General features: G+C 56.0%; 20 protein-coding genes and 2 pseudogenes. 9 read left to right on the plus strand and 13 right to left on the minus strand.

Features of this window, described 5'->3' with window-relative positions:
- Positions 1-107 precede the first annotated feature (107 nt).
- The 13 genes from rfbG to Q0K09_RS00735 all read right to left on the minus strand — a co-directional run bounded on the left by rfbG (position 108) and on the right by Q0K09_RS00735 (position 16200).
- A complete protein-coding gene (gene rfbG, locus Q0K09_RS00675) occupies positions 108-1184 on the minus strand; it encodes a CDP-glucose 4,6-dehydratase (protein WP_294471595.1) in 1077 nt (358 codons plus the stop codon).
- Between the two features lie 14 nt (positions 1185-1198).
- Positions 1199-2287, minus strand: a complete 1089-nt coding sequence (locus Q0K09_RS00680) for an FkbM family methyltransferase (RefSeq protein ID WP_294471598.1) — start codon at positions 2285-2287, stop codon at positions 1199-1201.
- 29 nt (positions 2288-2316) lie between these two features.
- Entirely contained in the window at positions 2317-4125 is a 1809-nt protein-coding gene (locus Q0K09_RS00685) for a radical SAM protein (RefSeq protein WP_294471602.1), read from the minus strand.
- Positions 4126-4160: 35 nt separating this feature from the next.
- The gene (locus Q0K09_RS00690; RefSeq protein ID WP_294471605.1) at positions 4161-5141 is read right to left on the minus strand and encodes a radical SAM protein; all 981 of its coding nucleotides are present in this window, start codon (positions 5139-5141) and stop codon (positions 4161-4163) included.
- Positions 5138-6274, minus strand: a complete 1137-nt coding sequence (locus Q0K09_RS00695) for an FkbM family methyltransferase (protein ID WP_294471608.1) — start codon at positions 6272-6274, stop codon at positions 5138-5140. The genes Q0K09_RS00690 and Q0K09_RS00695 overlap by 4 nt, the downstream gene beginning before the upstream one ends.
- A 3-nt stretch (positions 6275-6277) precedes the next feature.
- Entirely contained in the window at positions 6278-7594 is a 1317-nt protein-coding gene (locus Q0K09_RS00700) for a glycosyltransferase family 4 protein (RefSeq protein WP_294471613.1), read from the minus strand.
- A gap of 16 nt (positions 7595-7610) precedes the next feature.
- A complete protein-coding gene (locus Q0K09_RS00705; protein WP_294471615.1) occupies positions 7611-9119 on the minus strand; it encodes a glycosyltransferase in 1509 nt (502 codons plus the stop codon).
- 14 nt (positions 9120-9133) lie between these two features.
- Positions 9134-10144: a radical SAM/SPASM domain-containing protein gene (locus Q0K09_RS00710; protein ID WP_294471618.1), complete on the minus strand. Its 1011-nt coding sequence runs from the start codon at positions 10142-10144 to the stop codon at positions 9134-9136.
- Positions 10137-11159 (minus strand): radical SAM/SPASM domain-containing protein, encoded by a 1023-nt coding sequence (locus Q0K09_RS00715; protein ID WP_294471620.1) that lies wholly within the window; start codon positions 11157-11159, stop codon positions 10137-10139. Before Q0K09_RS00715 ends, Q0K09_RS00710 begins: the two co-directional genes overlap by 8 nt.
- Positions 11160-11207: 48 nt before the next feature.
- Positions 11208-11993, minus strand: coding sequence for a glucose-1-phosphate cytidylyltransferase (gene rfbF / locus Q0K09_RS00720; protein ID WP_294471622.1), 786 nt, complete (start codon positions 11991-11993; stop codon positions 11208-11210).
- Positions 11994-12014: 21 nt separating this feature from the next.
- The gene (locus tag Q0K09_RS00725) at positions 12015-14141 is read right to left on the minus strand and encodes a glycosyltransferase (protein ID WP_294471624.1); all 2127 of its coding nucleotides are present in this window, start codon (positions 14139-14141) and stop codon (positions 12015-12017) included.
- A gap of 141 nt (positions 14142-14282) precedes the next feature.
- Entirely contained in the window at positions 14283-15107 is an 825-nt protein-coding gene (locus Q0K09_RS00730; RefSeq protein ID WP_294471626.1) for a flagellin, read from the minus strand.
- A gap of 481 nt (positions 15108-15588) precedes the next feature.
- Entirely contained in the window at positions 15589-16200 is a 612-nt protein-coding gene (locus Q0K09_RS00735; protein ID WP_294471629.1) for a recombinase family protein, read from the minus strand.
- Between the two features lie 420 nt (positions 16201-16620).
- Between Q0K09_RS00735 and Q0K09_RS00740 the strand changes: the two genes are divergently transcribed.
- From Q0K09_RS00740 to Q0K09_RS00780, 9 genes and pseudogenes are all read left to right on the plus strand, one after another.
- A complete protein-coding gene (locus Q0K09_RS00740; RefSeq protein ID WP_294471632.1) occupies positions 16621-17703 on the plus strand; it encodes a hypothetical protein in 1083 nt (360 codons plus the stop codon).
- A 3-nt stretch (positions 17704-17706) separates the two neighbouring features.
- On the plus strand, positions 17707-18741 hold the full coding sequence (locus Q0K09_RS00745; RefSeq protein WP_294471635.1) for an FAD:protein FMN transferase: 1035 nt from the start codon (positions 17707-17709) through the stop codon (positions 18739-18741).
- A 211-nt stretch (positions 18742-18952) separates the two neighbouring features.
- Positions 18953-20260 (plus strand): electron transport complex subunit RsxC, encoded by a 1308-nt coding sequence (gene rsxC, locus Q0K09_RS00750; RefSeq protein WP_294471638.1) that lies wholly within the window; start codon positions 18953-18955, stop codon positions 20258-20260.
- Entirely contained in the window at positions 20257-21231 is a 975-nt protein-coding gene (locus tag Q0K09_RS00755) for an RnfABCDGE type electron transport complex subunit D (RefSeq protein WP_294471641.1), read from the plus strand. The genes rsxC and Q0K09_RS00755 overlap by 4 nt, the downstream gene beginning before the upstream one ends.
- Positions 21228-21767, plus strand: a complete 540-nt coding sequence (locus tag Q0K09_RS00760; RefSeq protein WP_294471644.1) for an FMN-binding protein — start codon at positions 21228-21230, stop codon at positions 21765-21767. The genes Q0K09_RS00755 and Q0K09_RS00760 overlap by 4 nt, the downstream gene beginning before the upstream one ends.
- 4 nt (positions 21768-21771) lie before the next feature.
- Complete coding sequence (locus Q0K09_RS00765) at positions 21772-22209, plus strand: hypothetical protein (protein WP_294471648.1); 438 nt, start codon at positions 21772-21774, stop codon at positions 22207-22209.
- Positions 22210-22441: 232 nt separating this feature from the next.
- Complete coding sequence (locus tag Q0K09_RS00770; RefSeq protein ID WP_294471650.1) at positions 22442-23095, plus strand: hypothetical protein; 654 nt, start codon at positions 22442-22444, stop codon at positions 23093-23095.
- A gap of 266 nt (positions 23096-23361) precedes the next feature.
- Positions 23362-23712: pseudogene (locus Q0K09_RS00775) on the plus strand (manganese catalase family protein); the annotation flags it as partial.
- Positions 23713-24110: 398 nt separating this feature from the next.
- Positions 24111-24211: pseudogene (locus tag Q0K09_RS00780) on the plus strand (helix-turn-helix domain-containing protein); the annotation flags it as partial.

Consider the following 24211-nt stretch of genomic DNA (forward strand, 5'->3'; position numbering starts at 1 on the left):
GAAAGAAAAGAGCCATATGCTCTCCACTGGGGGAATCTGGAACCCTGGGGATCTGTTCAAGGTCGATATGCCTGATCACCCTGCCCAGAAGATTTCCTTTAATCCCATTAAATAGGATCTTTAAGGGCAAAATATTTCCGGATCTCTTCCGTCATTTCCTCCAAAATTGTTTTGCTCTCCAGCCAGACGTGTGTCCAACGAACGGTCTCCTGAATGGCCTGATCGATATGCCATTGAGGTGTCCAGCCAAGACGGGAAACAATTTTTGAGCAGTCTAACTTGAGAAAATTCGCCTCATGAGGGCCACCCGCATGCTCAGGTGCGTGCCAGCCAGCGCCCTTTCCCCAGGCATGGCAGAACAGCTCCACCAACTTCCCCGTTGTCACACAGTCCACAGCATCTGGCCCTACATTATAGCATCCAGAGACAGAGGGATCTGTAAATTGCTCTCTGGCCACCAGTAAATACGCCGAAAGCGGCTCCAGCACATGCTGGTACGGGCGGATCGAACCTGGATTACGTACCTCAATTCGCTGATGGTTTAATACACCGCGAATACAGTCTGGAATGATACGATCCGCCGCAAAATCCCCGCCACCGATCACATTACCCGCCCGCAGGGTCGATACCGCGACTTCACTGTTTCTCAAAAAGCTTCGGAAATAGCTGTGTGTCACCAACTCCGAGCACGATTTGGAGTTGGAGTAGGGGTCGTAGCCATCCAGCCGGTCAGTTTCTCGATAGGGCCAATCCCATTCCTGATTATCATAGACTTTATCTGTGGTCACATTCACAAGGCTCCGGACCGAATCTGTTTTCCTGACACACTCCAGAACATGCACCGTTCCCATCACATTGGTGGCGTAAGTGGCAACCGGGTCACGGTAGCTCTCTCGCACAATTGGCTGGGCCGCCAAGTGAAAAACGATCTCCGGCTGGACGTGGTGAAAGACTTTTTTCAATGTCTCTAGATCTCGAATATCCGCAATCGTAGAGGAGAGAGCGCCATCCAGCCCAGCAATCCGATAAAGGCTTGGTTGTGTCGGCGGCTCCAACCCATAGCCGTACACTTCCGCACCCCAATCGAGGAGAAGCTTGCAGAGCCAGGCACCCTTGAAGCCGGTATGGCCCGTAATCAGAATTTTCCTGCCCCGATAAAAGGACTGCATTGGCTCCATGGGCATCCTGCCTTTCCAGATTATAAAAATGCGTATAGTACAGTCTCCGTGTCAATATTGGAATAATGCCGAAGGGCAAATTGATATTCTGGCACCAGTGATTTGAGATATTGCATCAGAACAATCACATCACCGGGTCTGTGGTATGCCGAGATGGCACAGAGAGGCTTGTCCCGCCGGATAGTCTTGGCGGCCCCGCGCAGCGCAGGCAACTCAGATCCCTCAATATCCATCTTGATAAAGGATACTGTGGTATTGCCCACTATTTCGTCCAGCGTGACCAGTGAGATCTCCACATCCCCACCTTGGGCAATCAAGCTGCTGGAGGTTCCCCTGCTGTCAAAGGAGGCAGTTCCATTGTGATCGTATAGTCCAGCCTGATAGAACGAGATGTTCGGGAGGCCGTGTTTCTGTGCGGCCAGTTTACATCTCTCCAGGTTTTCAGCATCTGGCTCAAAGGCGAAAATCTTTGAATACTGTCCACCGCACCAGTGCGCAAAGCGAAGCGAAGTATCACAGTTAAAGCATCCGGCGTCTACAAACGCACCGCCCTTTGGATATTTTTCAGGAAAATCAAAGTATTGATGCTCAAAATCTTCTTCTCGATACCCACATATAATTAACTGCTCGGCAGAAAAGCCTCGACTCATTAAAAATTGATGAATTTCTTTTGAGTGATCGACTGGAGTAATCAAAATACAGTAATCAGTAAAATTGTTTGCACTCTCCGGTGGCGGCATCACAGGAAGTCCCATGCAAGAGGTCATTGTTTCATAATTTTGGTCAAAGAAACCGGTTAAGTTTGCAGAAATACTACGCAAATACTCTGCCCATTTTTTCCCGTATCTCCCCGCACCATAAATCGCAATGGGCTTTTTTGTTTTGGCGGCATCCTGTAAGATATTGAGCTTCAAATAGCCGCTTTTAGATTGTCTGCAAACCTCTATCATGTCATCTACATATTGAGGATGAAAAAGGAGGTCCGTTTTTACGCGAGCGTCAAAGATTATTTTCGAAATCTCGTCATAAAGCGCCCCATAGCAGTCTTTTAGGTCCTGAAACCAGGCATAACCGTCCCACCAATTGGGTCGTTCAGAAGGTAGACACATATCTTTCTCCTTTGTTTATTACAGGCTAATCACAGATCCAAGTTTGGGTCGAGGAAATCCCCAAGATAGAGGATTCTCTTCACTGAAGGATATTTTTCCGCAACTGTGCGGCAAATTGATCCAGCCGAAACGCTCGTAAACGTTATAATAACGATCTCTATATTTTCACGCATAATAATGTCAGGAGCCTCTATGACCTTCCTATGTAATTGTAGCCCCTGCTTTTTGACTGCGGAATCAACCAGAAAGAAGTCTGCTTTCCATACGTCCGAAATTGTCTGATAGAGCGCTTCGACTGGGCTGATCATTCCCCACAAAGCTGTCTTATAGCCGCGTAGTTTTTGAAAATTTTTCAAATAAAGTTCTTTGTCAATATACTCTGGCAGATAGGCGTCCACAATTTTTTGGCAGTGCTCACATACCATTGGCGTAATGGGGCGGAATATCTCGCGCTCTTTCCATACTGCCATGTGCCCGCAGTGTGGACAACGTCCCTGGACATCGGCCAAACCTGCGCCGCAATACCGCAAATGTCCTTCCGGAATGCTATCTATGCCCCTTTTAACGGCGGTGCTAATGTCCAGCATCATTGTCCGATACTCCTGATCGGTCATTTTTGTCACATTTATCTGTGGACAGCCCTGACGAATATACTCCACCTCATCGGTGATGATACCCCGCCGGCAGGCGTTTTGATAGAGGATGGAGCCAGGATAGACGGAGATATAGCCAAGTTTAATATTGTATTCCGGGTGCGCCTTCCACCAATTCAGGGTATTGTGATAGGTTTCTACTGTTTCCGCTTCATCGCCGAAGATAAAGTTACCCTGCGCAGTCAGATTGGCCTTTCTACACATTTGCAGTGCAGAGTCAATCTGTTCAACGGTAATGTGCTTATTCATACTTTTCAGGATGGTATTATCCGCGCTTTCCAGGCCAAAACCTGCGTACCGGCAGCCACTTTCCTTGAGCCGGTTAATCATCTCCTGATTGACCATATCGACACGAAGGGAAATCATATAGGTCAAATTGCGCTCCTTCATAGCGTCGCAAAATGTATCGAACTCCGTCTGCCGCAGGGCAAACAGCTCATCTGAAATGTAGAGGGATTGAATGTGATAGGTCTCAATCAGGTAATCCACCTCATTCAGGATGTTGCTGAGAGACCGCTTGCGGTACTTTGTCCCGCTGGGATGGAAGCAAAAGGTACAGTTGAACGGGCAGGAACGGCTGAAGGACACCACGCCGCTGTGTTCCGCGTTCAGTTCAAAGTTTGCCTTGTCCAGAAGCTGGTCATATTCAAAGCCTTCATAGTCGGGAAACGGAAGCGCATCCAGGTCCTCAATTTCCTTTCGGGGACGAGTTATGACCCACTTCTCTGCTTCGCCGTCCCGATAAATGAGACCATCTACCGAGGCAAGCTCACGCTTACCCTCCATGGCCTCTGCAAGTTCACAGATGGTGATTTCACCCTCACCAATCATACCATAATCGGCGTATTCCAACGCTTCCATGGCTGGAACCGGGCTTGCGGTGATGATGCCGCCGCCCACCCAGGTGATGATGTCAGGTTTCATCTGTTTGGCGGTTTCAAAGATCTCCCGAAGCTCCGAATACTGCGTGGTTAAGCCACCAGACGCAATCACATCCACATCATGCTCCCGGATCAAGCGCTCCAGCAGTTCCCGCACAGTTCCCTTTTTATAATTCAGGTTGTAAGTAATTACATGCCGTTCTGTGGCCTTTAACGCCGCTGAAACATAAGCCATTCCAACCGGGAAGGCGTAGCTTGCGTCATCGTCCCGAGTCAGCCTCGGCATCACAATACAGTAGTTCATTCCCTTTTCCCTCCGGAATTCATCCTGTCAAGTGGTCATTGAAATTTGGACTTGAGCTGCTGTACATAGGGATCCAAATAGTCCCCATCTTGCAGCCCAAACGCAGGCACACTGCACTGTCCACAGACCGGAATCCCCTGGACGCCGTCCAGTTGCTGTTTCAGGAACTCTTTCCGCGTACCGCTGTTCCAAATGTCCAGCAGAGAAGCATCCTGCACACTCCCCCAAAAACATGGCACATCGGTGGAACAGCAGGGGCAGACTTGTCCGTCTGGATATACAACAAGCATATAAAAGGGCATAGCACAGATGGTGGAATGCCGAAGATTCCCCTGCTTGCATCGCCCGGACAGCGAATTTAAATTGGAATAATCAATTTCTTTCACAAATGGGATCGCGTACTCAATCGCGGTAATATCCGCGATGGGAGAGAAAATCCGCCGGAATTTCTTCTCCCCATCCTCGCCGTCCAGTGCACAGTCGATAATTTTGATGCAGACCTCAGTATCCCGTTTATGGTGGTAAAAATAGCCTAGATTCTCCACTAGCTTTTCAAAATCCACCGTCACACCACAGGTTTTTTCATATTGGCCGGCATCAGTGCCCTGGATGGAGACGCGAAGCCGCTTGAGCCCGGCTGCAATGAGGGCGTCAGAGAGTTCCGGTGTCAGCAACGAGCCGTTTGTCACAATCTCTGTTCGCTCTGCGGCATTTTTTTGCTCGGCATAGGCCACCATATCGGCAATTCTCGGATGGATCAGCGGTTCCCCGTGGCCAGCAAAAATGAGAGCCTTCAATTTGTGCACGAATTGCAGAGCGTCATCGATTGCCTTTTGGTACACAGAAAAGTCCATCATTTGGCGATGGAACTGCTTTTCCGCCAGGGCTTCCTCTGATAAACTGTACAGGCAGTAATTACACCGAAAGTTGCAATAAAACGCTGGGAATATATGCAGGGAAAAGGGCCCGCTCAGGGGGATTTGCTCACCTAACTCTAGTCGCTTATTATAAATCATGTGCCTTTCCTCCCTGAACTGTCGGCTGTGGCATATAAGACGGTTTCCATTGTGCATGCGTTATAGCATCTCAGATAAAACGTATATCCTAAGTCCCAACCATGCAAAAGCAAAGGGATGTCCCATAAATGGTTTATATGATGGTAGACACAGACTGCCAAGTCGGGGGTGTACTGAGTAATCATCTCCTTGGCCGCCATAAGCGCCCGCAATTCCGTCCCCTCTATGTCCATTTTAATCAGATCAACGGAGTGGTTTTTCAGCGCATCGTCCAGAGCAATGCAAGTGACCACCTCCCCCCCGGTCTGAGTAATCCGGCCAGACCCAGTCCCAGTCTGGAAGGATACCGGTCCGGTAAATCCTCCAACACCGCATGGAAAGAGGGTGATTGCCCCCAGTTTTTCCCTGTTTTCCCGGCAAAAGCTGGCGAGACGCGCGAAATTACTCTGATTTGGCTCAAATCCAGTATACTGGGCCAGCGGCCCTTCCAGCTGTAAAAACTGCTGGGCCGTATCTCCAATATAGGCGCCGCAATCTATCACATGGGTATGTCTCTTCCAGGGAATATCCTCCGGAAAGTACTGCCTTCCCAAGGGATCTTCCAGTGTGCAGCCTGAATAGTCTCTGGCCATATGAGCCTCTAAATTATTCCAGAATATCTGTCTGCTCTTCGGCTCATGGAATCGTGTGGCTGCGCTTTGAATTCTACGCCAGCGGACAGCGTAATATTCCTGCAAAGACTCGTTTGTTGACCGGTCATCCGGCTCCACCATCAGGCAGCGCAGGGACTGCGCCTCTCTGATATGCTGGAAACCTGTTTTATGAATGACTTCCATAGCATGAACCCGTTCGGTACAGTCCATCACAATGGAAAACAGCACCAGCGGCGTAATATCTTTGATAGCTTGCGGCACATTTTGCAGATTCCAAACAGGTAGGCCAAATAATGCCGCTCCATCTTCCGCGTTGGCGTCCAAAAAGCCCATGACCGGATGTCCTTCCTGACTGAGCAGCGTGAAAAGTTCCTGCCCAAAGGCGCCGGCGCCATAGATCAGAAGCCGATCCGGAAGCTGTTGTATGGCCTGGGAAATGGTTTGGGATGAAATACGGTCTTTCATCTGTTCCCAATTCATCGGTTATCCCTCATTGTTCATTCTGTTAATGACTGCGTTCCATTGGGAGAGGACGGGATCATTCGGAAAGGTCCGGCTGAAATGGGGAACCGAACCTTTGCTGGGCTCCCGAAAGACGGGCATTTCATTCATAAGCTTTTGAAAGGGCTCCCAGTGGCCGTCTTTGGCTTTCATAAATGCCAGCGCCATATCCGGGCGGACGGAATTCAAAAACCACTGCCATGGTTCGCAGTTTGCATAATTTGGCCAAATCAGACGTTTTTTTGCCTGATCTGCGGCACAATATATGCCGTTCAAAAAATTTTTTATATTGTCACCAATATTGCGCCGACTGATAACAGACTTTCGGGCCTCCCACCCTAAATGGAAGCGCAAATCTGGATCTTCCGCTAACATACACACCCATTCCGCGAAATCTTTAGTATTTTCTGCAAGGATTCCATTCTCCTGATGTGTCACGATTGTCCGTTCAGTAGACTGGTTCAACAATACCACAGGCAGTTCCATGGCCATGGCCTCTAAAATAGAATTTTCTGTGGTTGCGAAATGGGTCTTATTGAGAGGATACATAAAAATATCCAAGGAATTCAGCAGTTCAGGCACATCCTCCACATATCCAGTAAATATAAATGCGTCAAAAATGCCCATCGCCCTGGCTGAATCGGCAATCCATTGATACTCCCTTGGATCACCTGCCAAAACAAACTGGATGTGTGGACATGCCCCCAGAATCCACGCACAAATGCGTACAAATTGCGGATGAATTTTGCTCTTGACGAAGCTGCCCACATAACCTACACGAATGGGCGCGGCAGGGTCCCTTTTCTTTCGGACTGGTATAAACTTGGAGAGATCCCCCAACCCGAACACCACATCTGTTTTTTCTAAAAGCAGTTTCTGCCGCTGCTCCGTTGTCCACTCTTCTACATCAGAACTGCACGGCGAGGTGAGAAATACCCGGCTGGCTGGTTCCAGCAGCAATGGTGAGAGCCAAGGGTAGTACAGGCCATTGACATGGTTCCAAAGGATACATCTCGTTGGGATTGGAGGAAAATGTGCCAGCAGTTCCGCCATCGCTGGATGTCCCCACCAGTGCAGAATACACACATCAGCCTCGCCCACTGCTTGTGCAAGCTGGTCTGGACCCGGCTGGCAGATCACCTGTGTGCCTCCCTCCATACACTGCCGGACGAAGTGATCGCGTTCTGGACGCTGGAGACAAAGAACTCTGTGTCGGTTTTCGGTCTCATTCACCACCAAACCACTGATGGTACGGCCAATCCCCCCGCCCATGTGCGCTGTAATATGTAGGAGTTTCATATAACTTCCTCTATACTTAATTCCCGGTTTTCTGGACACCCATGACATAGGTATCCACTAAAAGCAATGGCAGGGCATTCCGGTCAGGCAGCGTGGAAAGGAGATATTCCTGCGAGGCCCCGTCTATATTGTGCATACGAGACTTAGTAAACAGGATTTTTCCAAAGGTATATACTGTCTTCTGCAAGATGTCGATTGGAATGTTGTACGCAAACTGGGGATTATAGTACCTATGATCGCCCCGGCAAAATAGATATTCCCGGAAACTGAATGTATTGAGCAGAGTGAACAACAGAATGCCATCCGGTTTCAGCAGACGGACAGCTTCATCCAAAATAAACTGTGGTTCATGGAAGCGGTTCAGCGGCTTATCCACCACCACATAGTCAAAATATCCCGTCGGATACTGCCGGCCAAAAAACTCTTCCCGGTCACAAGCCACAACCCCGTCGCAGACGGTGTTTAGATCCGCCTGATATTTCGATTCCTCTGTAAAGGCAGACAGTTCCGTATTGCGAAACCCCATGGACCGCAGGCGATTTTTTACATCTAAGATTGGAGTGCCACAGCGGGTGTCTACCCCTAAAATCCGCTTCTGGCCATCTCCTCCAGTTGGGGGGAGATCATCCAGGACGTCGATCCAAAAGTTATTTACATCGTCCCAGGCGTCCACCCCTTGGTATTTCTCCATAAAATTGTTCCGCCCAATGGACAGTGACTGGCGAAACTGCTCTGGATCTTTGCCCTCCCCATGGCTGAGATCATGATTGTGATGTATCCAAGTGTCGCCGGCCAGCATAGCCTTGTACCCGGCCCGCCGAACACGGAAAGCGATATCATCATCTGCAAAGTCGTGGAAGAATCCCACATCGGCCAGCGGCAATCCAACAGCCATCAAGCACTCCATACGGTAAACAGTCGCTGGTGTTACTAGTCGAAGACGCTCCTGCCATTTCGAGGTGTCTGGACGATTAAAGACCGCCGCCTGCTGCTGCATCTCTTCCAAATTCGAAAAGGGCAGATTTATCTGCTGAAAGTTACTGACATTGGAAGATACCGGGCACACCATACCAATTCGTTTGTCCTCTTCCATACCGCGGATAAGGTTGGAGAGCCATCCAGAAGTTACAATAATATCGTTTCCTAAAAATACTGCAAATGGTGCGAGCTGATAAATAGACAACAACAAATTGGGAAACATTGCGCCAACATTTTTTGTAATATGCAGGATGCGCTTTTTTGGATAGGGAACCTCCTTAAAATAGGCCAGTGTCTCATCGGTAGAGCCATTGTCTACCAGAAATAGCTCATAGTCTATGTCTCCTGTATATTTCAGAATGCTCTCAATACACGCCTTTGTTTTTTCCAGGCGATTGTAAGCCTGTACATAAATCGTCACCTTTGCCTCATAAAAGTTGTCCAGCGACGATACCACATTTTTACGCCCTTCGATCAGGCTGCCTGTCACCTGCGGTGTAGTACCGGCGTCTGTGTTGATCGTGATGACTTCCGCCTGTTTTTCCATAGTTGGTCTCCCCATTAAAATTCCTTCAAAAGTTGTTCTGCGGCCCCGTCCAGCACGTCGCTCTCATGAACTACATCATCCGGTGCGCAACAGCGGCTGCATGAGGGATCGAGCGCACGGTTTCCCTCTAACTGCATTCGGCAGAACTTTTTATGCACGTCTGAATCCCACATCCGCAGCAGGCTCTGTGTCTTTACATTTCCCAACGGGCTGGCGTGATACAGCGCATCACAAGGAGTAACTGTGCCGTCCGGCCACACACTGAGCATATAAAAAGGCTGCGGACAGACAAAGCGGTGTGCATGGGCTTGTCCATAGCGGTCAACCGAAATATCCCGCTGCTGCTCCGTATAGGACACTGTATCGTAGACCGGCTTAACCTGGTCTACATAGACACGGTCTGAGATTGCGTCAAACAACTGGTAAAACCGCTCCTCTTCCCCAGGATGCAGAGACACATCCATCGTTTTGACATATACCTTGCAACTTCCCTTGTGCGCATAAAACCATGCGAGGTTATCATAAAATGCCTGGAAATTTAATTTAACGCCGCATGTATCCACATAAGACTGGTCAGAAATACCCTGTAAGGATACACGCAGAACATCCAAACCTGCGTCGATCAACGCCTGACTGTATTCCGGCGTCAGCAGCGAGGCATTTGTGATGACATCAATCCGTCCGATTTTATCCCCGGCCTTTGTTTTCAACAGCCGAATCATCTCTGGCAGTTCCGGATTGCAAAGCGGCTCACCATGCCCCATCATGGAGACCAGCTTGATTTTCCCGGGGAATTCACAGACCTGTTCCGCAATATGTTCCACGACTGCCATCGGCATAAGCTCAAGTCTAATGCCATATTCCCGCTGCATACGCGCCGCACCGAGACTTTGCGCACAGTAATTGCAACAGAAATTACATATATTGGATGGAAATAAGTTCAGGGTAAAAGGGGTATCCAGCGGCACCGCCTCTGCCAGACACACCCGGTCATCCACCCCGGTGAAAGGCTTCCGTTCAGACATGGCCGCGCGCCTCCAGACGCTTTCGAATTTCATCCGCAGAAAGGTCTAAATTATCTTCCTCAGGCGTAAAGCACAGATAATTTTGACAATTACCACATACCGGGTGTTGGCTGCGTCTGCCGTTTAGGTGCAGCATTTGTAAATCATACAGCTTCTCACCAAACCATATATCGTGCAGTGTTGTGCTGTGGACATGGCCCAGAGAAAAGCTCTCCGGAAAGCCCAGCGGAGGGCAGGGAAATACATTCCCATCCGCATCAATTTGCAAGGTGTAAAATAAGAATGGGCAGATCCGCCGGGGCTCTGCCGGTTCATTAAAAAACGTACGCTCAGACGTAACATTTTTACTATATTGGTCCAACATCTGCGGTTGTGCCTTAACAATATGCTCCACATACACCTGATCACTGATATCCCCGAATATCTTATAAAATATTTGCTCATCCTCGGGAGATTCCAAGCATGCATCCATAATTTTTACATATAGTTTACAGTCATCTTTTTTCTCATAAAAATATCGAATATTATCCACCAATTTATTAAAATCAAGGAAAACACCAGCTACTTCCTGATACTTTTCGCTGGACAATCCCTGCAGAGATACCCGCAGATAGGTTAAGCCGGCATCTAACAGCCGATCGGTCATTTCATGCGTGAGAAGAGATGCGTTTGTCACAATTTCAATTCGATCTGTAACTCCCACCTGCTTCAACCTATGGATCATACTCGGAATCTTTGGATTCGCAAGCGGCTCTCCCAGACCGGTAAACAGAATCCGCCCCACTTTTGGAAATTTCTGAAGCTGATTCACAACTGCTTCAAATGTGGCGTCTTCCATATGTACAGCATGTAGGTGGATATTGTCTTCTCCCTTATGGCTGTGCGTACAGTAAAAACAACGGAAATTACATATCTGTGTAGAAGCAATAAACACCGTAAACGGCGCATCCAATGGAACAATATCGGCCAATTTCTGCCGATTGTGGTCATAGCCACCCTCAACCTTCGCCTTCATGCAAATCCCCTTTGGTAGTCATTATATCTCACTTTTCACTTACACTGGTTAGCCTGTCCAAATCCGCCAAGGCGCGTGGTCAGTATTCCACAGCTCTTCCAGACGGTATTTATCTCGCTGGGTGTCCATGCATTGCCAGAAGTCCTCGTGCTTGTAAACCCCCAGCTTGCCCTCTGACGCTAAAGTCTCCATGGGCTCCCGCTCCAAAACGCAGCCCTCGTCGGCGCTGAGATAATGGAAGACCTCCGGCTCCATGACCATGAAGCCGCCGTTGATCCAGCCGCCGTCCTCACTGGCCTTCTCCCGGAAGCCGGTCACGGTATTCCCCTGCTCGTCCAAATCCAACACACCGAAACGGCCTCCTGGTTGGATGCCTGTGAGAGTGGCCAGTTTACCGGAGGCCCGGTGCTGCTCCAAGAGCGCACTCAGGTCCACGTCGCTGACCCCGTCGCCGTAGGTGAGCATAAAGGGTTCGCCCCCGATATACTTCTCCACCCGCTTCACACGAGCCCCAGTCTGGGTGTTGAGGCCGGTGTCCACCAACGTCACCCGCCAGGGTTCGGCCACATTGCTGTGGACCGTCATTTGGTTGCCCAAAGTAAAGTCAAAGGTCACATCGGAGCGGTGGAGATAATAGTCGGCAAAGTACTCCTTAATCATGTAGCCCTTATAGCCGCAGCAGATGACAAACTCCTGGAAGCCAAAGCAGGAGTAATACTTCATAATATGCCATAAAATTGGCTGGTCGCCGATGGTAATCATAGGCTTGGGCCGCAGATGGCTCTCCTCACTGATGCGGGTGCCCAGCCCCCCCGCCAGGATGACAACTTTCATACCGCCCCTCCTTTTCTCAGATCAAAGGCTGTCCAGGATCGGGTCTTCGATGAGGAACTTCATCTTCTGATAGGCCTCGCTGCTTTTGAGGAGAAAGACCTGGGGATCGTCCGCAGGGCAGCGGGAGAGCATGTCCCGAATCTGCTTTGCCATGGCCACCAGCTCAGGGCTCAGGTTGGAGGCAATCTGCACCTGCAGGCCGATTTCCTCCAGCCGGCCGGAGAGGAAGCGCACCATCTCCTTTAGTCCAGGGGCCAGGTCCAGCATCTCCCGCAGGGTCTCCACACAGCCGTGCAGGTCCCCGGCCTCCGTCTGCTCCTCTGCCCGGACGCAGGCCGCGCCCAGCCGGCAGTTCTGGGGCAGGCTTGCCGCCATGCGCTCCGGCTGAAGGGATTCCGCCGGATAGGCTACGGCCAGATAGCTCCGCGCGGCAGCGCAGAAGGCGGCGTAGAGCCGCTCCGCCTGGGCCTGGTTTTTCCACTGGAACCAGGCGCACAGGCCGCTGAGGAGCTGGAAGCGCCAGACGGGGGCGGCGGGGTGGCCGTCAGGCAGCTGCTCCGCCAGGGAGAGAATCTGCTCCACAGGCTGCTCCAGCTCCTTAGGCAGATAGGCGGAAATCCGGCAGATACCCTCGAAGTCCATGCTGTCCAGGGCCTGGACGGGCATGGCCAGGTCCAGCTCCGCCAGCTTTTTCAGCACGGGCAGGGGGACCCGCCGCCAGTCCTGGATGCGCCCGGCCTCCCGGGCCGCCTCTTCGGGGGAGGCGCTCTCCAGGATGGCGGCGGCGGGGGCATAGACCGGGTCCTCCAGCTTTTCAATAAGGCCATAGGGGCAGGGAACCCGGGGGTCCTGGTCCTGGAGGAGCCCGTCCAGGGCGGCGCGCAGGGCCTCCCGCCTGCGCCACTCCACCTGGGTGTCCGGCTCCTCCAGGAGAATCCTCCGGGCGGCGGGGAGAAAGAGGGAATCCACGTTGGTCTTTTCGTCCATCTGGGCCAGCAGATCCACCAGGCCACCCAGGTTCTGGGGCGTAATGGTCTCCAGTGGGATCATCTGCAGCACCCGCAGGGCAAGGACATCCACCCCCCGGCGGTGGCAGGCCTCCGCCTGATAGAAGGCCAGCACCTCCCGCCTGGCTTGGGCGTCGCAGGTCAGGTAAATCAGCGCAAACTCTTTGACCGGGAACTCCCCCCGGTCCAGCTTCTGGATGGCCTCCCAATAGGCGTCGGCGTACTGGAGCACCTGCTTCCACTGGAAGAGCTTCCGGTAATAGTCGCACAGGATGGCGTTGACGTCGATCTGGACCACGGCGGTGTGGGAGAAGCGCTGAAAGGCCAGCTGGGCCCACTCCTCCGTCTCCGGAAGCCCCATGGTCACGGCCAGACGGAGGGCGTAACGGAGCAGGCTGGCGCCCTGGTACTCCCAGCCCGGGGCTCCGGCGCGGATGGCCTCCAGCCCCCGCCGGATGTAGCTCAGCCTTTCCTCCGGGTCGTCGCAGGACTCCACACACTGGACGAGCAGAAGGGGATCCTCGGGGGTCTCGGCCAGCTCCGCCCGGAGAAGGGCCATGTTGCGCCGGGCCTTGTTCCGCCGCTGCTCCAGGCTGGCATAGGCGTAGCCGTCGTGCCATAGGACCACCCCCCCCAGCAGTGCCACCTGAGAGTCCGAGCGGACCGGGAAATGCTCGTGAATCTTCCCCAGATAGCGCAGGCCGGGCCGGAGCCGGGCCATGCGCGCCCCCAGAAAGGAGGCGGCCGTGTCCTTGTCCAGGGATTGGTCGGTAAAGTTGCTCACCGTGATGAGGGCGAATTCCGCCGTCTCCGCCTGGAGGGAGTCCGTCAGGAAGTCCGTTAGCTGGCCGAATGCCTCGTCCAGATACTCGTCGGCGTCCACCGAGAGAAACCACTTTCCCGTGCAGCGGTCCAGCACCGCGTTCCGGGCGGCGGAGAAGTCGTTTTCCCAGGGGAGGTCAAAGAAGGTATCGGCATAGCGGGCGGCCACCTCCCGGGTGCCGTCTCCGGAGCCGGTGTCGGCGATCACCAGCTGGCAGGGAATGGCCTCCCGCAGGGGCTGGAGGGCCCTCAGGCACTTTTCAATGCACCGGATCTCATTTTTTACAATCATACCAATGGAGAGCAGGGGCTGTTCCACGGCGTTCACTCCTTTCCGTCTTTGGAGGATCTCCCTTTCCTTGCCCGGCGGATGTTCGCCGGGCAAGGAAAGAGGCCGGTCCCGAAGGACCAGCCCCTCCTGCCATCGGGAATGCAATCATCAGAGATGATAAGGAGCCGCTTACTGGAGCAGCTGGAGAACGCCCTGAGGCACCTGATTGGCCTGGGCCAGCATGGCCTGGGCGGACTGGATGAGGATGTTGTTCTTGACGTAGGACATCATCTCCTCCGCCACGTCGGTGTCCCGAATGCGGGACTCGGCGTTCTGGATGTTCTCCTCCATGACGGACAGGTTGTTCACCGTGTGCTCCAGGCGGTTCTGCATGGCGCCCAGCATGCCGCGGACGTCGGAGACCGAATTGATGGCCGCCTTGACGAGGGAGATGGCCTCGTTGGCGCTGGCAGCAGTTTCGATGGACATACTATTTGTTGCAATGCCCAGAGAAGCAGCACCCATATTCCCGAGGGTGAAGCCCAGCTGGTCAGAGGGGGCATCGCCGATCTGAAGCGTAAGGGCTGTGGTCGCCAGATCGCCGTTGAACAGCTTCATGCCGTTGAAGTTGGCGGACTCGGAGATGCGGTCGATCTCGGCGGTGAGCTGTTCCACCTCCTTCTGGAGCTGCTCCCGGTCAAACTCCTCGTAGGTGCCGTTGGCGGACTGCATGGCCAGCTCCACCATGCGGTTGAGCATGTCGTGGACCTCGGTGAGGGCGCCCTCGGCGGTCTGGATGAGGGAGATGCCGTCGTTGGCGTTGTCCTGGGCCTTGTTCAGGCCGGTGATCTGGGCCCGCATCTTCTCGGAGATGGCCAGGCCGGCGGCGTCGTCGCCGGCGCGGTTGATCTTGTAGCCGGAGCTCAGCTTCTCCAGGTTCTTGGACAGGGCGCTGGTGTTGTTGTTGTAGTTGCGATAGGAATTCATCGCCATAATATTGTGTTGAATGCGCATGATAAATCCTCCTGTAAAATCTGATTAGTGTGACGGGGCCCATCCTTTGGCCCCAGCACAGGTCGTGGAGCGCCGCCTGATCCCGAACATCCGGCCGGACTGGCCGGGACCCCTTGGCACGGAACATATTTCACCGGCCCGTCGGCCGGGTGAAACCAGAGAGAGGATGCTGAACACGCGGGCATGGCCCGTTTTCTGGCTTCGGGGTCTCCCCCGGCGGTTACAGAGGGTCTCCAAAGTCCCCTCCTACCGTTCAATAGCTTTATCGGCCGTTTTCCCGGAAAGATAAGCATCTTTCTAAAAAATTTTTGTTCTCATCAGAATCTTATAAAAATATATTTTCCGGCATATAACCGCTCGCTCATGCGGCCGGAAGGAACGTTTTTTGGCGGAGCATTGGGAAACGTGGGACAGGATATGCACACGGAAAAGCGGGAATCCCCGCGAAAAGGGGGATTCCCGCTGATGTTTGCAAGCCTGTCTATGAAGCGGAACAGACGCCGTGCTCTTTCGCCCGGCGCAGGAAGGTCTGATAGGAGACGCCCAGTTTTTCCGCAGCGGCCCGGGAGGAGATCTCCCCCTGCTTCCAGGCGGCGGCCAGGCCGTCAAAGCCCTGGGGCATGGCCAGGGGCCGCCGGCCGAAGCGAATTCCGCGCTTCATAGCCGCCTCAATCCCCTCCGTCTGCCGCTGGCGGATGTTTTGGCGCTCCGTCTCCGCCACATAGCTGAGGAGCTGGAGCACAATGTCGGAGATCAGTGTCCCGGTCAAATCCCGCCCCTGGCGGGTGTCCAACAGGGGCATGTCCAGCACCACAATGGCCACGTTCCGGGTTTTGGTGAGATAGGACCACTGATCCAAGATCTCCGTGTAGTTGCGGCCCAGCCGGTCGATGCTCTTGACCACCAGCACGTCCCCGGGCCGCAGGCGCTGCAGCAGCTTTTGATAGCGCGGCCGCTGGAAGTCCTTCCCGGACTGCTTCTCCACCACCATGTGATCCTCCGCGACGCCGAACTGCTTCATGGCGGCCAGCTGCCGGGCCTCATTCTGGTCTTTGGTGGATACCCGTATATATCCGTACATGGTTCCTGTCATTGTCTCTCCTCCGCATCATGACATATAAGGTATATTTTACCTCCTTTTTCTGAAAATATTGGAATGGCTCCAAGGCTTTCTCGAACATCTTCGGCTTTTACGCGATATTAGAACTTTTTGCAGCAGATTGCCGCATATTTTAATATCCCAGCGGGACTACCGCCAAAAATGACCTGAAAACGGCGCTTTACAGAAGCTTTTGGCGTCAGGATTATCTATCGGTTCGCGATTTTATCTGTTGCGCAAAGGGCTTGGATTTGGTATAATATCGCCAGTAATACTGGATGTATTTTATCTATATTACGCCAACATGACATGACAGCAGCGCTTTCAGAGCAGCAATCTTTCTGAGGGCACGGTTCTCTTTGCCTTGAGAGATAACGGACTGTCCAACCTCACACTAAACCGGAGGAATGTACCATGCGCATGAAAAAACTATCCGCAGGCATCCTGTCCCTGGCTATGGGCTTTGGCATACTGGCAGGCTGTGGAACCACCGCTGTGGTGGCCGTCCCTCCCCAGACACCATCGGACGCGCCCGTCGAGACGCCCGCCGTCCCGGCCTCCACCCCCGCAGAGGGCGCTGGAGGCTCTGTCAAGACCGGCCTCTCCCTCGTCACCTCCGTGGGCAGCAGCGCCAGCGCCTCCGCCGGGGGAGATGGACTGGCCCAGGCCGACATCACTTTAATTGCGGTCACTGTGGGTGAGGACGGCGTCATTGACGCCTGTGCCATCGACGCCATTCAATCCAAAGTGAACTTTGACGCCAGTGGTCAGATGCTCTCTGACCTTACCGTTCCCGTGCGCTCCAAGAATGAGCTCGGCACGGACTACGGCATGGCCGTTGCCAGCTCGATCGGGAAAGAGTGGAACGAGCAGGCCCAGGCTCTGGCTGACTATGTGGTGGGAAAGACCATCGACCAAGTGACCGGCATCGCTGTCACGGAGGACGGGAAGGCGGCTGACGCCGATTTGGCGGCTTCTGTCACCATGTCCATCGGCGGCTATCTGGAGGGCATCCGGCAGGCTGTGGCCAATGCCCAGTACCTGGGAGCCAGCAAGGGGGACGCCCTGGTACTTACCTCCACCACCAGTCTGGCCGGCAGCAAAAACGCCTCCGCCGGAGAGGATGGCCTGGCCCAGGCCTACGCCACGGTGGGTGCTGTTACCATGCGTGGGGACACCATCACCAGCATGGTCATCGACGCGGTTCAGGCCAATGTGAACTTTGACGCCTCCGGCCAGATCACTACCGATCTCGCCCTCCCGCAGGCCTCCAAGAACCAGCTGGGGGATGACTACGGGATGCGGGCGGCCAGCTCCATCGGCAGGGAGTGGTATGAGCAGGCCGCCGGCTTTGCCGCCTACGTCACGGGAAAGACCCCAGCAGAGGTCAGCGGCATTGCCGTCACCGAGGACGGAAAGGCGGCCGACGCCGATTTGGCGGCCTCTGTTACCGTCTCCATCGGGGATTTCCAGACCCTGGTGGCCAAGGCTACATAAGGCATGAGGCGGCTCCTCTGTCTGCTGCTGACTTTTTTTCTGTTGTCCGGATGCGCTGGTGAGCAGGCGGCCTCCCCCTCCCCTGCCCTCACCCGGTACGAGGCCACCTTCCTAACCCTCTTCGATACGGTCACCGTCATCAAGGGCTATGCCCCGGACGAGGCGGCCTTTCAGGCCATTGCCCAGGACCTCTATGACAGACTCCAGAAGTATCACCAGCTCTACGACATTTATAATGAATACCCGGGCGTAGCCAATTTGAAAACGGTCAACGATGCCGCAGGCGGAGCGCCGGTCAAGGTGGAGCGGCCCATCCTGGATCTGCTGCTGTTCTGCCAAGAGGTCTACGCCGAGACCGAAGGCAGGGTAAACGCCGCCATGGGCAGCGTCCTCTCCCTTTGGCACGAGGCCCGGGAGGCGGGGATTACTGACCCAGAAAACGCCGTCCTCCCCGATCAGGCTGCACTGGAAGAGGCCGCCCTCCATATGGATTTCTCCGCCGTGGTCATTGACGAGGACACATCCACGGTTCAGATCACAGACCCGGAGACCCAGCTGGACGTGGGCGCCATCGCTAAGGGCTACGCCGTGGAGCAGGTCTGCCGGGAGGCTCCCGCCGGTCTGCTGGTCAGTGTGGGGGGAAATGTCCGGGCCACCGGACCCAAGGCGAATGGACAGCCCTGGGTGGTGGGCATCCAGTCCCCGGACGGGGACAACGAGGACTTCCTGCACACCCTGGCGGTCAGCCAGGGCTCGGTGGTGACCAGCGGCGACTACCAGCGATACTACACGGTAGACGGCGTCCGCTACCACCATATCATCGACCCCTCCACCCTGTTTCCCGCCTCCCGCTGGCGCTCGGTGACGATTGTATGTGCCGGCTCCGGCCTGGCCGACGCCCTCTCCACCGCGCTGTTCACCCTCCCGCTGGAGGAGGGACAGGCCCTCCTGGACCGCTGGGATGCCCAGGCCATGTGGGTGGACGCCTCGGGGCAGATCTTCTACAGCGACGGCTTTTCCGACCTGATCCGTACCTAGGGCTTGTTTGAAAATTGTCAACATGCCCAACCGGCGGGTCTTTTGTCCCCTGGACGGCGCAATTTTTCCTTGAAATCCGCCAGGATTCCTGCGAAAAAATTGCTTGCCAGCGGCCAAAATCCCTCGCTGCTGGACACGTTGCTATTTTCCAAACAAGCCCTAGCCAGACGCTCCCTCATGGGAGCTCTGATCCTGACAAAGAGGTGAACCTATGAGACATCTGTTCTGGGGCGGCGTCCATCCAGAGGGCCGCAAGGAGCTCTCCCGCGGCACCCCCCTTGCTCCCGCGCCCGCCCCCGCGCAAGTGGTCATCCCCATGCTTCAGCATATCGGCAGGCCCTGCACTCCCTTGGTAAAGCCCGGCGATCCTGTGCGCCTGGGGCAGAAGATCGGGGACGCCGAGGGGCTGAGCGCCACAGTCCACGCCTCGGTTTCCGGCCGGGTCCTGGCTCTGGAGCCCCGTCCCCATCCCTCCGGCCGGCCGGTCCTCTCGGCGGTCCTGGAGAATGACGGTCAAGATACGCCCGGCCATACCCTTCTCCCCCGCCAGACCCTGGAGGGGCTCTCCCCGGATGACCTGCTCTCCATCATCCGGGAGGCCGGCATCGTGGGCATGGGCGGCGCCACCTTCCCCACCGATATCAAAGCCGTCAGCGCCGCCGGACGGGTGGACACCGTCCTCATCAACGCCTGCGAATGTGAGCCCTACATCACTGCGGACGACGCTCTTCTGTGCAGTGTCCCGGAGCAGGTGCTCCGGGGCGCCTCCGTGCTGCGGGCCATTCTCCAGCCCGACCGGGTGGTGCTGGCTGTGGAGGACAACAAGGTCCAGGCCATCGAATCCGTCCGCCGCTGCCTGGAGGCCTATTCCCAGGTGGAGCTGGCGGTCCTGCCCACCCGCTACCCTCAGGGCGCGGAGAAGCAGCTGATCCAGGCCGTCACCGGCCGTCAGGTCCCCCCTGGGAAGCTGCCCATCTCGGTGGGCTGCGGGGTGTTCAACGCCGGGACTGTGGCCGCCATCTGCCGGGCGGTCTTTGACGGAGAGCCCATCACCCGCCGGGTGGTCACCGTTACCGGAGAGGGGGTCCGGGAGCCCAAAAATCTCATCGTCCGCATCGGCACCTCCTATGAGGATGTCCTCGCCGCCGCCGGCGGCCTGACGGAGGACACCTGCAAGGTCATCATGGGCGGCCCCATGATGGGCGCCGCCCAGGGCGACCTCTCGGTCCCTGTGCTCAAGGGCACCAACGCCGTCCTCTGTCTCACCCAGGATGCCCCTGCCCCGGCCCGGCCGGTATGCATCCGCTGCGGCAAGTGCGTGGAGGCCTGTCCTATGCACCTCCAGCCCCTGTACCTCTATCGCTATGAGGCTGTGGGGGACCTGGCCGCCCTGGATGCGCTCCATGTTTCCGACTGCATCGAATGCGGCTGCTGCTCCTACGTCTGTCCCGGACAGCTCCCTCTAGTGGAGCGGTTCCGTTCGGCCAAGCAGACCTGGAAGGAGGGAAATGCCTCTTGAAGCTGATCACTTCCTCTTCCCCCCACATCCGCAGCGGGGAAACCACCCGCCGCCTCATGGGGACCGTGCTTCTGGCCCTCCTCCCCACCCTGCTGGCCGGCGTCTGGTTTTTCGGCCCCAGGGCCTTGGCCCTGGTCCTGGTGACTGTGGCGGCCTGCATAGTCTCGGAATGGGTTTTTCTGAGCGTCACCAAGGGACCGGGCTCCGTGCTGGACGGCTCCTCGGCTGTCACCGGACTGCTGCTGGCCCTGACGCTGCCTGCCACCACGCCCTATTGGATGGCTGCGGTAGGGGGCGTCTTCGCCATCGTCGTGGTGAAGGCCCTGGGCGGCGGCCTGGGCCAGAACATCTTCAATCCTGCCCTGGCCGCCCGGGCTCTGCTCCTGCTGCTGTGGCCTGCCAGCCTGACCCGCTATACTTCTGTGGGCGCGGAGCTGCCCCTCCTCTCTATGGCGGCAGATGGCGTAACTTCGGCCACCCCGCTCCACAGTATGGTGATGCCCTCCCTGCCTGATGCCTCTCTGGCCGACATGTTTCTGGGCAGCATCGGCGGGTGCATCGGTGAGGTCTCCACCCTGGCCCTGCTTCTGGGGGGCGCTTTCCTGATCTGGCGGAAGGTCATCTCCTGGCGCATCCCGGCCGCCTATCTGGGCACCGTGGCCTTCCTCACCTTGGTGTTCCCCCGTGGACAGGAGCCCTTGAGCTGGATGCTCTACAGCCTGATGGGCGGCGGCCTGGTGCTGGGGGCCTTCTTCATGGCCACAGACTATGCTACCTCCCCCGCCCTCCCCAGGGCCCAGTTGGTCTATGGGATCGGCTGCGGAGCCCTGACCATCCTCTTCCGCTATCACAGCCTCTATCCGGAGGGCGTCACCTACGCCATTTTGCTGATGAATGCCTGCGCCTGGGCACTGGACAAGTTCCTGCCCCCGGTGCGCTTCGGCGTCCAGAAAGGAGGCGAGGCCGGATGAGAGAGAAATCCCTTACATGGGCTGTTGTTGTGATCGCGGCCGCGTTCCTGATCCTGCTGGCCCTCTCCACCGCCCTGGCCCCTTTGGGCGCGGAAAACGCCGCCGCCGAACAGGAGTCCATCTTTCAGACCCTGCTGCCTGGTGGCGGTCCTTATGTAGAGGAGTCTTATTCCGGCGAAGACGTCAACATCTCCAAAATCTACCGGGGAACGACGGGCTATATCGTGGAGACCGTCACCTCCGGCTACGCCGGGGACATCACCATGCTGGTGGCGGTGGACCTCCAGGGCGCCGTGGTGGGCGCTGTGGTCCGGGACATGGAGGAGACCTTCGGCCTGGGGATGGAGGCCCTCTCCGACGCAGAGTTCCTATCCCAGCTGGTGTGGAGCCAGGGCGATCTGACGGTGGGGGAAACGATGGACGCCATCACCGGGGCAACCGTCACCTCCAGGGCGGTGGCCAACGCCGTCAACTCCGCTTCCGCATTTGTCACCGGGGCGGACGTGAGCTCCGGCGCCACAGAGTGGGGAGGTTGAGTCCATGCAGAAAAGTTATACGCTGAACATCCTTCTGGCCGCTGTCGTTGGGCTGGCCAGTCTGGCCGGCCTGCTGTGCCGGGTCTTTCTCCCCGGCGCGATCTTCCCCGTGGTGAGCCTGCCTGCGGTGGCCGCCCTGGCCCTCCTCGCCCTGGTTCTGGAGTGCTACCTGGTAAAAGACGCCCCCCTGAGGGACTGGGGCATGATTGGGCTTTTGGGGGCGCTCACCTTCGGCCTTCTCCCCTTTGGCGCCGGGATCACCGCCGGCGGAGAGGCGGTGCGGCTGGCCGCAGTGGGGGGAGCCGCTTTCCTGGTCCTGACCTTCCTCTTTACCACGCTCCGGGAGCGGCTCTCCTCAGGCCGGACCGGTCCCCTGGCGCCTCTGGTCACCGGCGGCGTCCTCTTCCTGGCCTGCCAGTGCTTCATTGGCATGGTCTGGTGATCTACGCACGGGCCGCGGCGCAGCGCTCATTTTCCATCAAGGTGAAATCATTGGCCGGGGCGGTTTTCCGCCCCGGCTTTGCCATGCAGTGGGACTTGCGCCGTCCATCCAGAAAAAATGGAGAAAATTTCTGTTCCGCTCTTGTGTAGAGCCGGTTTTATGATATAATAGAGACATCTTCAAGCAGAAAACGGTTCGGATTCCATCGGCCCGAGAAGGAGGCGCAGAAAATATGATCGGTCTGTCCGCAGTTACTTTTGGCCTATCCGGCGTCAGTTGGGGGCGGTCTGCCGCTGCCGGCCGGATCTCCATTGTCTCCCGTGCCCAGCCCAGGGGCACGGACCAGGCGGTGACCCCGGTGACGGCTTCCCCCGCCGTGAGCCGGGACCAGCCCAGCGCTGTCAGGCTGACTGGCTCGATGCCTTTCCAGTTCCAGGAGGGCGCCGACCCGGTGGAGATGGCGGTGCGCGGCCGCATCCAGTATCTCAGCCCCGAGGAGCTGGAGGCGGAGATCGAGGGCTCCAAATCCGCCCAGGAGGTCATGGAAGAGAGCAAATGCCAGACTTGTCAGGAGCGGAAGTATCAGGACGGCTCCAACGATCCCGGGGTCTCCTTCAAGACCCCCACCAATATCGCCCCCGAGCAGGCGGCCGCCGCCGTCCGGGGTCATGAGCGGGAGCATGTGGTCCGGGAGCAGGCCAAGGCTCAGCGTGAGGGCCGGGAGGTTGTCTCCCAGTCGGTCACCTACCACACGGCCATTTGCCCGGAATGTGGAAAGCCCTATATATCCGGCGGCACCACCCGTACCAGCACCCGGGCGGCGCAGGAGCAGCCGGCCCTTGACCCAACCCAGGGCGGGCAGCCCCCCTTCTCTGCCGTGGCTTAAAGTGTTGGCGCCAGTTCACCAGGCGGCGGGGCCCCTCTTCTGTTGCCTCCGCACAGCGACAAACCGTCAAGGCGCGGCTGCCTTGACGGTTTTTATAATACTTGGGTGCTGCCCTCCGTTACCGCTCCGGCAGCGCCACGCACACGTCCACCCGCCAGACGCGCTCGTCCTCCTGAAGGGCGCCGCTTTTCGCCACCTCCAGTGAGTAAAGGCGGCTAAGAGGGGTCGCTGGGCCCCCCTTCTGCCCCGGGGTCCATTTTGAAGCCGATGTAGGTACCGAGGAACTGGGGCACCTGGAAATGATCGGTGCCATCGTCCACCAGCTCACCCGCAATCTCACGGATGAGGAGGTCCGAAAGAACAGCTCCTTTGCCCCCTACTTTGTGGACCATACAACCGGCGTCTACCCTACGGCAGCCTCTGGGTTTCCCTGGAGTGCGGCGAGCATCGGCGTGAAGGGCGATGTCATCTGCGATCTGACCGAAGACCTGGCCGCCGAACAGAAGGCCCGCGTGACCTACGACAACATCCTCCGGCTCTGCGACGATCCCGACGTCACCGACGTCATCCGCTTCCTCCGGGAGCGGGAAGTGGTACACTTCCAGCGCTTCGGTGAAGCAAACCGGGAAGATTGTAGTAAAATTCCAAAGGCGCGGAAAGCCCACAAATTCAGCACTTTTGGAAAGTCACTATCAATCAGAACATTTGCAGGACATAGGCATGAGCCGCCCTATCTGCTGCTATACCTCAAAATGAAGATAATACATGAGATAGGACAAGCTGCTTTTTCCTACAACTGAATATTGAACCGCAAAGGCGGCGTTTCCCACTTCCACCCCGGAAGAACAGGAACGCCGCTTTTTTTATGCCCTCATGTTACGCAGTAGGGGCAGAAAGAGCCTTGATATATAAGGCTTCCAGAGCGCGGAACCGGGGAAGCAAGGGAAAGATACCTTTCCCCTCAAAATCCGCGTTCTACTGCGTAACAAATCCACAGCAAAGGAGCTGATAAGCTATGGCAGTTTTCAGAGTGGAACGGAACACGGGATATACCGTAATGAGCAACCACCACTTACGCAACAAGGAGCTGACCTTGAAAGCAAAGGGCTTGTTGTC

This window comes from uncultured Intestinimonas sp. (genome assembly GCF_944387725.1).
Lineage (GTDB): Bacteria > Bacillota > Clostridia > Oscillospirales > Oscillospiraceae > Intestinimonas.